Source organism: Rhizobium sp. BK418 (genome assembly GCF_004341105.1).
GTDB lineage: Bacteria > Pseudomonadota > Alphaproteobacteria > Rhizobiales > Rhizobiaceae > Rhizobium.
This window is the reverse complement of record NZ_SLZK01000002.1, coordinates 133,529-146,866: the sequence shown is the minus strand read 5'-3', so window position 1 is coordinate 146,866 and position 13,338 is coordinate 133,529. Positions and strand designations below refer to the sequence as shown.

Here is a 13,338-nt window from a genome sequence, read left to right as displayed (position 1 = left end):
TTGCAGCATTGGCGAGAGAGGCCGAGGCTCCGCTTCGGCCTTTTTCGTTTGCCTCTAATGTGCCGCTTGCTGTTCCGATCCGGGCAGCTGGTCCGCATCCGTCAGCGTGCCCAAGAAGGCGACGATGTCGTCGATCTCCGATTCCGTCAGCGCCGGCGGGTCGCTGGGCTTACGTCCGAAAGGCGGGTCCTGGTTGAGATTGGCCCAATAGGCTTGCGGAACATCATCATATTTGCGGATCGTGCCGTCGGCATTCCTAGGGTACCAGCGGCCCGGATCGCTGTCGCGTGTGGCGTAGAAGGAAACGACATCGCGCAGCGAGTGGAAATAGCCATTGTGGAAGAAGCTCTTCTTCAGCGCCACATTGCGCAGCGTCGGCGTTCGGAACAGGCCGCAATATTCCGGCCGGTCCTTGAAGTCTGTCCGCTGCGGGCCGCAAAGGCCGAGATCGTGATAATCGGAATCGGCGTTGGCCGGGATTGCCATGTTGCGCGGCACCGCGAGCCCGAGGAAGCCGAAGTCGGAAAATTGCGGTGGCTCGCCGTCGTTGGCGGGCTCGCTCAGATGGCAGCTCGAACAGTTGCCCTTCGCCGGATCTTCGAAGAGGTCGCGCCCATGAAGTTCCTGTGCCGTCAACGTGCCCTTGCCGGCAAGAAAGGCGTCATAGCGGCTGGAATAGGGATAGAAGTCCGCGCCGCTCTGCTCGAAAGTACTGAGTGCCTCAACCGCACCCTGGAAGGCATCCCCGACATTGCCAAAGATATCCTGACCGAAAATTGCCCTGAAATCATTGGCATAGGCTGTCTTGCTGAGCGCTGCGACGACTTGGGCTTCGTTCTTGTTGCCCATTTCGAAAGGTGAAAGCAGCGGGATCTTCGCCTGGTCGGAGCCATGGTCCACGCGCCCATCCCAGGTCAAACCGCCAGTCGGCCCGTTGTCGACGCTCTCGTCGCCTTCATCCTCGGAATCGTAGAAATGCTCGGTGAACGAAGGGGTCGCCTGCAGATAGCGCAGCGTCGGCACGGCGCGCAGGCCAGGCTGGTCCATATCTGGTCCGCCCATTTCGACCGGCGTTGCAGTCGCCGGGGTGAAACCGTGATGAGGATCGTGACATGAGGCGCAGGCCTGCTTGCCGGAGGCTGATAGCGAGGCATCGAAGAACATCTTGCGGCCGAGTTCCGTAAGGGATTGGGCGCGGGCATAGGCTTCCGCTCGCGACATGGGACCGGGGTGTGTGCCCCCGGTAGTAGCCGCGCTGCTTTGCCGCAGGGGCAAGAGGCTGAAACCGATTGCTGACGCAGCCAAACCGAGCGCCAGACCGGATCGCAGGAGCCAGATATTCTTTGCCGTCATGTCAGGGATTCCAATGGGTTAACATTGTCCATTGTCATAATCGAACCTGACTGCAACAGATTGATGACGCGCACCTCCGAACCGTTGCGGCAAGCTGCCATATGTCACAAATTGATAGACGGCGGGAATAGCGTCGCGCTTGCGCTCGGCCATTGCATTTCCGCCGTGTGCTCCTCTAGCCACGCCCCCTTAGCCATGAGGTTTCCCGCATGACCAGACTGAAGCTCCTCCGTAATCTTTCGCTGGCCGGTTCGGCCATGCTGCCGCTGGCGTTCGCCACGGCTGCCCATGCCGCACCCGCCGGTATGGACAAGATCCAGAATATCGTCGTCATCTACGCCGAAAACCGCAGTTTCGATAACCTCTATGGCAGCTTCCCGGGCGCCAATGGTCTTTCCAACGTCAGCGAAAGCCAGGCCCGCCAGCTCGATCGCGACGGCACGCCACTCGCCGAACTGCCGCCCGCCTGGGGTGGCCTGACCGCCAAGGGCGTGACGCCCGCCATCACAGAGGCACAGTCCGCTCATCTTCCCAATGCCACCTTCTCGATCGACGATCCCAAGGGCTTCGCGCAGGCGCCAAACGTCATCACCCGCGACCTCTGGCACCGCTTCTACCAGGAGCAGATGCAGATCGATGGCGGCAAGAACGACAAGTTCGTCGCTTGGGCCGATTCCGGCAGCCTCGTCATGGGCCATTATGACGGCTCGATCTTGCCCATGTGGCAGGTCGCCAAGAAATACGTCCTCGCCGACAACTTCTTCCAGGGCGCCTTCGGGGGCTCCTTCCTCAACCATTTCGCATTGGTCTGCGCCTGCGCTCCTTATTATGCTGATGCCGACAAGAGTCCGGCCAAGCCGACGATCGCCAAGGTCGATGCCGACGGCGTTTCGCTGATTCCGGCCGAAAACGGACCGAAGTCGGCTCTCGAAGGCGCTCCGAAATTCGTCTCCGACGGCAACCTCACGCCGGATTTCTATGCCGTCAACACCATGCAGCCACCTTACCAGCCGAGCGTCAACGCCCCGGCCAAGGATGGCGATGCGGCCTATGCCGACCCGTCGCAGCCGAACACCCTGCCGCCGCAGCACGAGATTACCATCGGCGACCTCCTGTCGCTGAAGGGAGTCACATGGGCATGGTATAGCGGTGCGTGGCAGGCAGCGCTTGACGGCAAGAACGCTACGCCGGTGCCGAACTTCCAGTTCCACCATCAGCCCTTCAACTATTTCGCCAACTTCGCGCCGGGCACGGCAGCCCGCGCAGAGCACCTGAAGGACGGCGGTCTCGGCGGCGAAGCCTTCATCAAGGATATCGACGACGGCAAACTCCCGGCCGTTTCCTTCTATAAGCCGCAGGGCAATCTCAACGAACATGGCGGTTATGCCGATGTATCGAGCGGTGACCAGCACCTCGCCGATCTCGTTTCGCATCTCGAAAACAGCCCGCAATGGGGCCACATGCTCGTGATTGTCACTTATGACGAAAACGGCGGCTTCTGGGATCACGTCGCGCCGCCGAAGGCCGACCGCTGGGGGCCGGGCAACCGCATTCCGGCCTTCATCATCTCGCCTTACGCCAAGGGCGGCATGGTCGATCACACGCAATATGACACGACCTCGATCCTGCGGCTGATCACGGCCCGCTACGACCTGCCGGTGCTGCCGGGCCTGCTCGCGCGCGACAAGGCGCTTGCGCTGAACAACGAGCCGCCGATGGGCAACCTGACGGCAGCCCTCGACCTGACGCGCTGATCGTCACGACAACGCTGTGTCTTCTCCCCGAGAGGTGGGGAGAAGACTTCGTGCTTTTCGGATGTCTATCCGTTGAGCTCGCGCATGCCGATTTCGCCGTAGCGATCTCCGACAGCGCGGGGCAGGACGCTTGCGATTTCCTCGAGATCCCCAGGTGTCAGATCAACGGCGGCCGCTCCAAGATTCTCGTCCAGCCGGGTGCGGCGGCGGGTGCCGGGTATCGGCACGATATCGTCGCCCTGCGCCATCACCCAGGCAAGCGCCAGCTGCGCCGGCGTTACGCCCTTGCGGCGCGCAATCTCCTCGACGACGGCGACGAGCTCGAGGTTCCGCTGGAAATTGTCGCCCATGAACCGCGGTGAGGTCCGCCGATAGTCATCGGGTGCAAGATCGTCGACGGATTTGATGGCGCCGGACAGGAAGCCGCGCCCGAGCGGCGAATAGGCGACAAGCCCGATCCCGAGTTCACGCAGCGTCTCCAGCACCCCGTCTTCAGGCTCGCGGGACCACAGCGAATATTCGCTCTGAACGGCGGTGACGGGATGCACGGCATGCGCCCGGCGGATCGTTTCCGGGCTGGCCTCCGACAATCCGATATGCCTGACCTTGCCGGCTTCGACGAGTTCCTTCATCGCCCCGACCGTGTCCTCGATCGGCGTATTGGGGTCGACGCGGTGCAGGTAATAGAGATCGATGTGGTCGACGCCGAGGCGCCGCAACGACCCATCGCAGGAGGCTTTGGCATATTCGGGCCGCCCATTGACTGTCTGGGCGCTGACGCCAGGTATTGCTTTTATTCCGCGTACGAGGCCGAACTTGGTTGCCAGCACCACCTGCTCGCGCCGACCTCTGATCGCCCCACCCACGAGTTCTTCGTTGGTGTGTGGGCCATAGGCATCGGCGGTATCGAGCAGGGTCACGCCGCGCTCGAGCGCTTGATGGATCGTGGCGATTGCCTCGCCCTTGTCTGCTTCCGTTGCCCCATAGGCCCAGTTCATGCCCATGCAGCCGAGGCCGATCGATCCGACCTCAAGCCCTTGCCCGAGCCGGCGTGTCTGCAATGTTCCGTTTGTCATCTCTCATCCTTTCTTCCGCCTCCGCATAGGAGGCGATTTTGCCGTCGAGGACGCGAAGGCAGGCTTCGAGATCGGCCAGATTGGCCCGGACACGCTCACGATGCACTTCGAGCAACTTGCGACGCTCGCTGAAAGTGACTTTCCCGCTATCGGCAAGCTTTGCGTAAAGCAGCATGTCTCGGATCGGCATGCCGGTCGTCTTCAGACGACCAAGAAACTCGATCCAGGAAAGGATTGAAGCGTCGTAGTCACGTTGTCCGGATCGATCGCGGTCGGCATAGGGGAGCAGGCCGATACGCTCGTAATAACGCAGCGTATGAGCCGACAAACCGCACCGTTTCGCGAGGTCACTGATCTTCATGAGACACCTGTTCTCGTCACGACGCAAAGGAAGCTACGGCTTCGAGCGCACTCTAAGTCAAGAGGCTTTTTTGTGGCTTATTTTGCAGTTGTCAAATCCCAGCCTTGCAAGATCAGGCCAGGTACTGCAGGTCCCGCCGCAGCTCGTCCCCGTTGCCCTCAGGCAATTTCGCTTCCAGCGCCGCATGTGTGTTTTCCCATATCGGCAGCGCCTTTTGCAGCACGGCCCGCCCGTCCTCCGTCAGGCGGAGCAGGCGGCCGCGCCGGTCTCTCGGGTTGGGTATGATATCGACGTACCCCTTTCGCTGCAGGGGTTTCAGTGCCGCCGTCAGCGTCGTCTGGTCCATGGCGAGCAGGCTTGCGACGGGTCCCATCGGCGGCGGCTCTGGCCGGTTCAGGGACATCAGCAGGGAGAACTGTCCGTTGGTGAGGCCGACCGGCCGCAGCGCATCGTCGAACAGCCTTGCGAGTGCACGAGCGGCTCGCTGTACGTGCAGGCACAGGCATGTATCCCGCACCAGAAGCGTCGTGGAAAAAGGAATCGTGATCACGTTTGACATGATCTATTTCTATTGATATCAATATATTTAGTCAAGAAGAGGAGCCTATCTGCCGGAAAATACCGGCGCGCCGGAGGAGGGCGCAGATCATGCTGAACAAGGTAGCTCAAAATCCCGTCGTCTCCCGCGAGGAATGGCTCGAAGCCCGCCGAGCTTTGCTGCTGAAGGAAAAAGAGGCGACCCATCTGAGAGACAAGCTGAATGCCGAGCGTATGGCTTTGCCATGGGTGAAAGTGGATAAGGACTACACGTTCGACACGCCGCAGGGGCCGAAATCGCTCGCCGACCTGTTCGACGGCCGCAGCCAGCTGATGGTCTATCACTTCATGTTCGGTCCCGAATGGGAGGCCGGCTGCCCGGGCTGCTCGTTCCTCGCCGATCATCTGGACGGCACGCTACCCCACCTCAACCATCACGACGTTACCCTCGTTGCGGTCGCCCGCGCCCCGCTTGCCAAGATCGAAGCTTACAAGAAGCGCATGGGCTGGAAATTCCCCTGGGTTTCGTCCTTCGGCAGCGATTTCAATTTCGATTATCACGTATCTTTCACGCCTGAGGACCTTGCCAAAGACAAGGTCTTTTACAATTTCTCTCCGATAGCGCCCTCTGACGCCAATGACGAACTGCCGGGACTTTCCGCCTTTTATAAAAATGACAAGGGCGAAGTGTTCCATACCTATTCGAGCTATGCCCGAGGCGCGGAAGAAATCCTCGGTACGCTGATGATCCTGGATCATGCCCCCAAGGGTCGCAACGAAGATTCGACCATGGATTTCGTGAAGCGCCACGATGAATATGAGGATGCCCCCCGGGCCTCATCCTGCCACTAGCGCAGGCCCAGCAAAAGCGCTGCGCGGTCTTGCGTTCGGAATTGCATGAAGCATCTAGCCAGCCACCCATCATCCCGAGGAGAAGGACGATGAAGACTGCGGAAGTGCTGAAGGAGCATGCCTTCCTGGAGAAAATGGTCGGCCGATGGACTGTGACATCGTCCGACATGACCGGCCAGAAGCCCTGGGAAGAGGAGGTGCGTTCTCTACAAGGCATCTGGTTCATTGCTGAAGGCAGCGGCGAGATGGCGGATGGCAAGCAAGCGACCACCATGCTCACCCTCGGCTACGACCCAAGCAAGGGCAAGTATGTCGGCAGCTGGATCGGCTCCATGATGGATTACATGTGGACTTATGAAGGCGAGGTTGAGCCGTCAGGCAATGTCCTGTCGCTTTATACAAGGGGGCCAGCTTTCGATGATAGCGGCCTTGCTGACTATCGCGAGCAAATCACCTTCCTAGACAACGATGTGAGAACCTTCACATCGAGCACGAGGGAGCCGGATGGAACCTGGAAACAGTTCATGGAAGCCAGATACACCCGCAAGGGCTGAAATCGCCGGGCACATCAAGAGCAATTCCAGCAAAGGTGCGAGAGCAATTTTGGGGACCGGAATTGCGTAAAAAAAGCAGAGAGACAGAACTCAAGCGTGGACCGAGGAGGACACGATGTCCAATACGCATGGGAAGTTCATATGGTGCGAACTGATGACGCCGGACCCAGATGCGGCGGCGAAATTTTATGGTTCGGTCGTCGGCTGGACGGCGAGCAAGATGCCGGCAGCAGACCAGCCTGAATACACGATCTTTGAAGCGAACGGCGTCAGGGTCGCCGGTATGATGCCATTTCCGGCGGAACTGGAAGGCCAGGGCATTCCGCCGAACTGGACCGGTTATGTCGCCGTCGACGATGTCGACCAGTCGGCGCGCGACTTTGCGGCGAATGGCGGTACCGTTCGCCGCCAGCCGGCGGATATTCCGGGCATCGGCCGCTTTGCGGTCGTGGCCGATCCTGATGGAGCTGTGCTCTGCATCATGACCCCGCTGCCGATGGAAAATCCGCCGCCGGAGCTTCCTTTCGACACGCCCGGTCATGTCGGCTGGCGTGAACTCTACGCCAATGATGGCGCCAAGGCCTTCGACTTTTATTCCAAGCGCTTCGGCTGGACGAAGGATCAGGATTTCGACATGGGGCCTATGGGCGTCTACCACATCTTTGCCGTGCACGGAAAACAGACAGGCGGCATGATGACCCGCCCGCCGGAAGTCAAGATGGCCTTCTGGTCCTACTATTTCACCGTGCCGGCGCTCGATGCGGCGATCGAGCGCGTCAATGCCGGCGGCGGCAAAGTCGTCAACGGTCCCATGGAAGTTCCCGGCGGCTGGGTCTGCCAGGGAATGGATCCGCAGGGGGCGTATTTCTGCCTGTCTGCGGGCAAGCGGTAGCTCGACGAATGCAGCAGTGACACGGGTAAGAGGTGCCGTGCGGCCCCCTCATCCGCCTGCCGGCACCTTCTCCCCGCCGGGGAGAAGGGACGTTGCCGAGCCCGCGCATTCTTGCCTTCTCCCCAGCGGGGAGAACGTGGCCCGAAGGGTCGGATGAGGGGGCCGCACGGCACGCCGGAAGACGAAAAGCAGTCCCCAAGCCCCGTTACCCAGCCCCTACGCTTGCAAAAAATCCTTCAGGGTTCTCCACTTCCACCAGCTTCTTCCGTTCGATCAGCCAGAAGCGGTTGCCGACCGCGCGCACGAAACTGCGGTCATGCGAGACGAGCAGGCAGCTTGCCTCCTGCGCCATCAGCTCGCTTTCCAGCGCCTCCTGCCCGTCGATGTCGAGATGGTTGGTGGGCTCGTCGAGCAGGTAGAAATTTGGTTGAGTCAGCCTGAGTACCAGCATGCCGAGCCGCGCCTTCTGACCGCCTGAAAGCAGTTTTACCGGCCTGCCCTGCATATCGATCGTCATGCCGGCGCCGGCAAGCAGCGCGCGCGCCCGCTGATCGCCGACATCGAAGCGGCGGATGATCGTCTGCAGCGGCGTGTCGGCGTCGCTGAGATCGGCAAGGAGCTGGTCGCCGTAGCCGAGTACCAGCGACGGCGTTGCCTTTATGCCGGCTTTTGCCGTTTCAGGCTCGGCGATTGCTGCCCTGAGCATGGAGACCAGCCGCGACTTGCCGGCGCCGTTGAGGCCGAGCAGCACGATGCGGTCACCCTGGCAGATGAACTGCTTTCCCGTACGGAAGAGCAGGGTGCCGTCAGGCGTCGTGACTTCGGCATCTTCGAGGGTCACCAGAACCTTGGCATGCGTGCCGCGATTGGAGAGCCGGATCGCGCCGGCCGAACGCTCAAGATGAGCGGGCCTGGCAGCCTCTTCAAGCTTCTCGGCGCGCTGCTTCAGCTGCTTCGTTTTGACCACCAGCAGGTCGCTGCCGGAATTGATGCCGATATTGTTGAGCTTTGCCGCCTGTTTTCGAAGCTGCTCGACCGTCTTCATCTCCTTCTCATAGCGCCGCGCGTCGGAGGCATCCGCCTCGTCGAGGGCGGCGCGCGCCCGGCTGTAAGGCAGGGAAAAGACGGGCGATTGCTCCGGCCGCAGGAAGAGCGTCCGGTTGGTCGTTGCATCGAGGAAGGCGCGGTCGTGGCTGGAAATGATGACGGGCGTATCGCGAGGCAGCATGTTCAGCCAGTTTTCGAGCTGCGCGATCTTTTCGAGATCGAGATGGTTGGTTGGTTCGTCGAGCAGCAGCACATCAGGCTCGTTCACCCAGGTGCGGCCGATCAACGCCAGCCGCTGCCATCCGCCGCTGAGCTGCCGGAGCGGCCGCTCGCGCAGCTCCTCCGGCACGTCGAGCGATTCCAGCACGACATCGGCGCGCCAGCTTTCGCTGTCGGCCTGGTCAGGCGGAAGGGCGTGCAGGATGGCGTTGCGGAAGGTGGCATCGAAAAGCGCTGATGGCACGTTTTGTTCCACATGGCCGATCGTCAGCCCGCGCGCCCTGGTGATGTCGCCTTCGGTCGCCTCCAGCGCACCCGTCATGAGCCTGAGGAGGGTGGATTTGCCGCGCCCGTTGGCCGCCACGAGACCGATCCGGTCGCCGGCATTGACGACGAGATTGAGCTTCGAAAACAGCGGCGCGGACAGCACGATGCCGAGATTGCGGATATTGATGAGGGTCATGATCTGATCCTGGCCTTGTCAGGCGAAGACGCGGATCCGGGGCTTTCAGCCATCGACGGAAATGCGCGCCATGCCTTGCGGATTGAGAGATGCATGCGGCTGAGACGTCGAATTCAGGCGCAGCAATGCCACAAAGGGCGGACCAGGAAGAGATTTGCGAGAAACGGTCTCTGGTCAGCCCTGCAAACGCATCTGCAGGGCGTTGACTGGGCCACGCTGGCGATGATGCCGGAAGTATATATTCACGCGCAGCCCTCCTTTCTTTCTCGGTTGCAGGAGAGGAAATACCATTGCTTGGGGCTGCAGACAAGGGATGGCGGACGAGGGCTTGAGGACGAGGGATCATCATGGCGCCGGACGCGCGCAAATGCTATGAACGACCATCATCATCCGGATCGGGGGACGAGGGATGATTTCCGTATCCAGGGCAGGCAGTACAGAGGATTTCATCATCATCGCCGGCTTCTGCGATGCGCTCGGCGCATTGGATGTGGAGCTCGGCCGCGACCGTGGTATCCCCGCCGAGATCGTCATGACGCTTTTCCACGGCGAAACGCATGAAAGCCTCGCCCGGAAATACGGATCCGATGATGCCATGATGTTTCTTGCCAGATGGCAGGGCGCGCCGGCTGGCTGCATCGCGCTCGCGCCGTTCGAGGCGGATGCCATGGAGATCCATAAATTCTACGTTGATCCCGCTTTTCGTGGCCGCGGCGTCGGCAATCTGCTGATGCAGAGGGTGCTCGATGAGGCGAAAGAGAGCAAACGCACCACCATGCTCGTCAATACCGCCGCCTATTTGAAGAGTGCAGTCTCCCTCTACGAAGCCTTCGGCTTCGTTCACTGTTCGCCTTTTCACGAGGTTCCGGCCGAAATCAGCCATACCGAAGTCTTCATGTCGCGGCCGCTCTAAACCCGCCTGCATTACGACCTGACGCGTCACGCCCGCCAATTGCCGCCGCGGTTGCACAGCAATGTGTGATCGTATAAGCGGCCGTCGACAGACTGAGGCAATTCCTGATCGGGGACGAGTATCATGGCAGGCGGTGACGACGAGTATGTTTATGACGAGGCGACGGGCGAATGGCGTCCGGCTTCAGAGATGGCCGCAGCTGCGCAGGCCGTGTCCGAGGTTCGCGACGCCTCCGGAAACGTGTTGAAGGACGGCGATTCCGTTACGCTCATCAAGGACCTGAAGGTAAAGGGCGCCAATCAGACCCTGAAGCAGGGTACGGTCATCCGCTCGATCCGTCTGACAGACAATCCGGAAGAGATCGACTGCCGCCACGACACGATCAAGGGGCTGGTCCTGCGCACAGAATTTGTCCGCAAGCGCTGATCAAAGCTGGTTGCACAAGAGTGCGCAGCCGTTCTGCGATGCCGGCCGCGCCCGACTGACTTAAAGCGGCGGCGGATCCGAGAGATCGCGCCATGCTTTCCTACCGCTTCAGGCTACCCAGGATTCCGCGCACCAGTGCCCGGCCGACCTGTGTCGCCACTGTGCGTGCGACACTCTTCATCGCCGCTTCCATGACCGTTTCGCGCTGATAGCCGGAGCGGCCGCGCGGCTGAGCCTTGTCGTCATCGTTGCCGCCAAATCCGGGCAGGGTCCAGCCTGACGTGGTGTTGCCCTCCTGCGGTGCCTGTTCCTGCGCCCGCTTGGCAGCGTCGGAATCGGCCGCCTTCCGGGCACGGGCAGCGAGCATCTCGAAGGCGGATTCGCGGTCCACGTCCTCGTCATAGACGCCGAGCACGGGGCTGTGGTCCATGACCAGCTGACGCTCGGCATCCGTCACAGGCCCGACGCGGGCGGATGGCGGGCGGATCAGCGTGCGCTCGACGATCGACGGCGCACCTTTGGCTTCCAGCGTCGAGACGAGTGCCTCGCCGGTGCCGAGATTGGTGATGACGGTGGCGCAATCGAAGGCCGGGTTGGGGCGGAAGGTGTCGGCTGCCGTCTTCACCGCCTTCTGCTCGCGCGGCGAATAGGCGCGCAGCGCGTGCTGCAGGCGGTTGCCGAGTTGGGCGAGCACAGTTTCCGGCACGTCGAGCGGGTTCTGCGTGACGAAATAGACGCCCACACCCTTTGAACGGATCAGCCGCACGACCTGCTCCACACGCTCGATCAGCACCTTTGGCGCATCGTTGAAGAGCAGATGGGCTTCGTCGAAGAAGAAGACGAGCTTCGGCTTCTCGGGATCGCCCACCTCCGGCAGTTCCTCGAAGAGTTCGGAGAGCAGCCACAGCAGGAAGGTGGCATAGAGGCGCGGGTTCATCATCAGCTTGTCGGCGGCAAGAACGGAGATCTGCCCATAGCCGTTGTTTGCGGTGCGCATGATGTCGGAAATCTTCAGCGCCGGTTCGCCGAAGAAATGTTCGGCCCCCTGCTGTTCCAACACCAGCAGCGCGCGCTGGATCGAGCCGACCGAGGCCTTGGAGATGAGGCCGAACTGGCTGGAAAGTTCCGACGCGTTCTCGCCCATATAGTTGAGCAGCGCGGTGAAATCCTTGAGGTCGAGCAGCGGCAGGCCGGCTTTGTCGGCGATCTTGAAGGCGATGTTGATGACGCCTTCCTGCGGCTCGGAAGCATCCATCAGGCGGGCAAGCAGCAGCGGTCCCATCTCGGCGACAGTCGTGCGCACCCGATGACCCTTTTCGCCGAACAGATCCCAGAAGATGACCGGGAACTGCTCGAACTCGTAATCGTCAAAGCCGATCTGCTGGGCGCGCTTGGTGAGAAAATCCTTCGGCTCGCCCTTGGCGGCGATGCCCGAGAGGTCACCCTTGATGTCGGCGGCGAAAACCGGCACGCCGGCTTTCGCAAAGCCTTCCGCCAGCACCTGCAGCGTCACCGTCTTGCCGGTACCGGTGGCGCCGGTCACGAGCCCGTGGCGGTTGCCGAACCTGAGGTCGAGATATTCGCCCTTGTTGATGCTGTCATCAGGATTGCGGCTTGCGCCGATGAAAATCTTGCCGTCCTCGAGCATGAAAGAATATCTCCTCGGTCGATGCCGCCGCTCAGTTCCGAATATGCGCCTCTTTCCGCACATTCATGCAATTATCGTTTGTCTGTTATAAGCAGGCGACAGGATGCGGACAACTGTTTGCGTCAAAAGGCAAAGCGGCAATGGAAACGTCGGAACGGGCAGCTTGAGTAGTCGTGTCAATTCGATTACGTTGACGTTAACGTAAAAACAGGAGGCAGACGATGAATGAGATTGTGACTGAAATTGCCAATCGTGTGGGCATTTCGCCTGAGCTGGCCGAAAAGGCGCTCGGCATGATGCTCGGCTTCCTGCAGCGCGAGGCGGCCGACGGCCCTGTCGCCGAGATGATCGAAAAGATCCCCGGTGCCACCGAACTCGTTGCCCAGTTCAACGGCGAAGGGGCCGGCGGTGGTGGCGGCCTGCTCGGCGGCCTCATGAGTGCGCTCGGCGCCGGCGGCATCATGGGTCTCGGCCAGCAACTGATGAGCGAAGGCCTTGGCATGAGCGAGATCACCTCCCTTGCCAAGGAAACCATCGCCATCGCCAAGGAACATGCCGGCGAAGAAGTGGTCGATCAGGTCGTTGCTTCCGTTCCCGGCCTCAGCCAGTTCGTCTGAAAGCCGATCTTTGAAAGCGCAACAATTGCTTCGGCGCGAAGAAGCTATTCGCCGAGCGATTATTTACCCGCTCGAAAGATAATAATGGCGGCAGGTTCATGGGCGAGCAGCGCACCTTCTTCGTCAACGAATCGATCGCATTTTGAGAGTTGATGAATCCATCCGGCAACACCAGTCGCCGGATGGAAATCCGCGGCTACCTTTCCTAGATTAACCAGTGCCGGATTTTTTCACCGACGGCCGGATCGGCTGGAACGATGCGCTTCGAAATCTCGTTTCATATCGGCCAGATAAAAGGAATATGGTCATGCGTAACTTGATTGCAGCAGCCTCGATCATTCTCCTCGGTTTCGCCGCTCCGGCCTTCTCCCAGGCCCTCGGTGATATGGACTATTCCGGCCGCTTCGGTGGCATGCCGCCAGGCACCGTGCCGGATGCCAATGCAAGCGGCGGCGGTATCTCCATTCCGTTCGATACAGTCGGAAACGAAAATGTCACCGTCGTCGTTCCGCCCGAACGGACGCCGTGCCCAAAGCACGGCACGCGCGCCTATCGCGCGGCGGTGCGTAACGGTACGCTGCCCGCTGCCTGCCGTTGACGGGACGATCGTCGGGCCGGCGAGCAGG

14 protein-coding genes are annotated in these 13,338 nt (G+C 60.9%); 8 read left to right on the top strand and 6 right to left on the bottom strand.

Translation table 11 applies throughout. The features are described 5' to 3' along the window. Positions 1–54: 54 nt before the first annotated feature. A complete protein-coding gene (locus tag EV281_RS06720; protein WP_132652165.1) occupies positions 55–1,353 on the bottom strand; it encodes a cytochrome-c peroxidase in 1,299 nt (432 codons plus the stop codon). A 209-nt stretch (positions 1,354–1,562) separates the two neighbouring features. On the opposite strand from EV281_RS06720, the gene EV281_RS06715 reads away from it, so the two are divergent. Next, positions 1,563–3,107, top strand: a complete 1,545-nt coding sequence (locus EV281_RS06715) for an acid phosphatase (RefSeq protein ID WP_132652164.1) — start codon at positions 1,563–1,565, stop codon at positions 3,105–3,107. A gap of 65 nt (positions 3,108–3,172) precedes the next feature. Here the strand turns inward: EV281_RS06715 and EV281_RS06710 are convergent, their stop codons facing one another. From EV281_RS06710 to EV281_RS06700, 3 genes are all read right to left on the bottom strand, one after another. Continuing rightward, positions 3,173–4,168 (bottom strand): aldo/keto reductase, encoded by a 996-nt coding sequence (locus EV281_RS06710; RefSeq protein ID WP_165911871.1) that lies wholly within the window; start codon positions 4,166–4,168, stop codon positions 3,173–3,175. Continuing rightward, positions 4,137–4,544: a MerR family transcriptional regulator gene (locus tag EV281_RS06705; RefSeq protein ID WP_132652162.1), complete on the bottom strand. Its 408-nt coding sequence runs from the start codon at positions 4,542–4,544 to the stop codon at positions 4,137–4,139. The genes EV281_RS06710 and EV281_RS06705 overlap by 32 nt, the downstream gene beginning before the upstream one ends. A gap of 112 nt (positions 4,545–4,656) precedes the next feature. Continuing rightward, the gene (locus EV281_RS06700) at positions 4,657–5,103 is read right to left on the bottom strand and encodes a MarR family winged helix-turn-helix transcriptional regulator (RefSeq protein WP_132652161.1); all 447 of its coding nucleotides are present in this window, start codon (positions 5,101–5,103) and stop codon (positions 4,657–4,659) included. Positions 5,104–5,192: 89 nt separating this feature from the next. On the opposite strand from EV281_RS06700, the gene EV281_RS06695 reads away from it, so the two are divergent. The 3 genes from EV281_RS06695 (at position 5,193) to EV281_RS06685 (ending at position 7,379) form a co-directional block, all read left to right on the top strand. Continuing rightward, a complete protein-coding gene (locus EV281_RS06695) occupies positions 5,193–5,933 on the top strand; it encodes a thioredoxin family protein (RefSeq protein WP_132652160.1) in 741 nt (246 codons plus the stop codon). Between the two features lie 89 nt (positions 5,934–6,022). Beyond that, positions 6,023–6,487 carry a DUF1579 domain-containing protein gene (locus EV281_RS06690; RefSeq protein ID WP_132652159.1) on the top strand — a complete coding sequence of 155 codons (465 nt, stop codon included), beginning with the start codon at positions 6,023–6,025 and terminating at the stop codon, positions 6,485–6,487. 115 nt (positions 6,488–6,602) lie between these two features. Then, positions 6,603–7,379: a VOC family protein gene (locus EV281_RS06685; RefSeq protein ID WP_132652158.1), complete on the top strand. Its 777-nt coding sequence runs from the start codon at positions 6,603–6,605 to the stop codon at positions 7,377–7,379. A 205-nt stretch (positions 7,380–7,584) separates the two neighbouring features. On the opposite strand, the gene EV281_RS06680 is transcribed toward EV281_RS06685, so the two are convergent. Further along, complete coding sequence (locus tag EV281_RS06680) at positions 7,585–9,108, bottom strand: ABC-F family ATP-binding cassette domain-containing protein (RefSeq protein WP_132652157.1); 1,524 nt, start codon at positions 9,106–9,108, stop codon at positions 7,585–7,587. Between the two features lie 409 nt (positions 9,109–9,517). Here EV281_RS06680 and EV281_RS06675 point away from each other — a divergent pair, with 409 nt between their 5' ends. Next, the gene (locus EV281_RS06675; protein ID WP_132652156.1) at positions 9,518–10,021 is read left to right on the top strand and encodes a GNAT family N-acetyltransferase; all 504 of its coding nucleotides are present in this window, start codon (positions 9,518–9,520) and stop codon (positions 10,019–10,021) included. Positions 10,022–10,144: 123 nt separating this feature from the next. Next, on the top strand, positions 10,145–10,447 hold the full coding sequence (locus tag EV281_RS06670) for an alkylphosphonate utilization protein (RefSeq protein ID WP_132652155.1): 303 nt from the start codon (positions 10,145–10,147) through the stop codon (positions 10,445–10,447). A gap of 100 nt (positions 10,448–10,547) precedes the next feature. Here EV281_RS06670 and EV281_RS06665 read toward each other — a convergent pair whose 3' ends face one another. Further along, positions 10,548–12,095: a helicase HerA-like C-terminal domain-containing protein gene (locus tag EV281_RS06665; protein ID WP_132652154.1), complete on the bottom strand. Its 1,548-nt coding sequence runs from the start codon at positions 12,093–12,095 to the stop codon at positions 10,548–10,550. Between the two features lie 221 nt (positions 12,096–12,316). Here EV281_RS06665 and EV281_RS06660 point away from each other — a divergent pair, with 221 nt between their 5' ends. Together EV281_RS06660 and EV281_RS06655 are read left to right on the top strand one after the other, a co-directional pair. Continuing rightward, a complete protein-coding gene (locus EV281_RS06660; RefSeq protein WP_132652153.1) occupies positions 12,317–12,712 on the top strand; it encodes a hypothetical protein in 396 nt (131 codons plus the stop codon). 307 nt (positions 12,713–13,019) lie between these two features. Continuing rightward, entirely contained in the window at positions 13,020–13,310 is a 291-nt protein-coding gene (locus tag EV281_RS06655; RefSeq protein ID WP_132652152.1) for a hypothetical protein, read from the top strand. Positions 13,311–13,338: the final 28 nt, after the last annotated feature.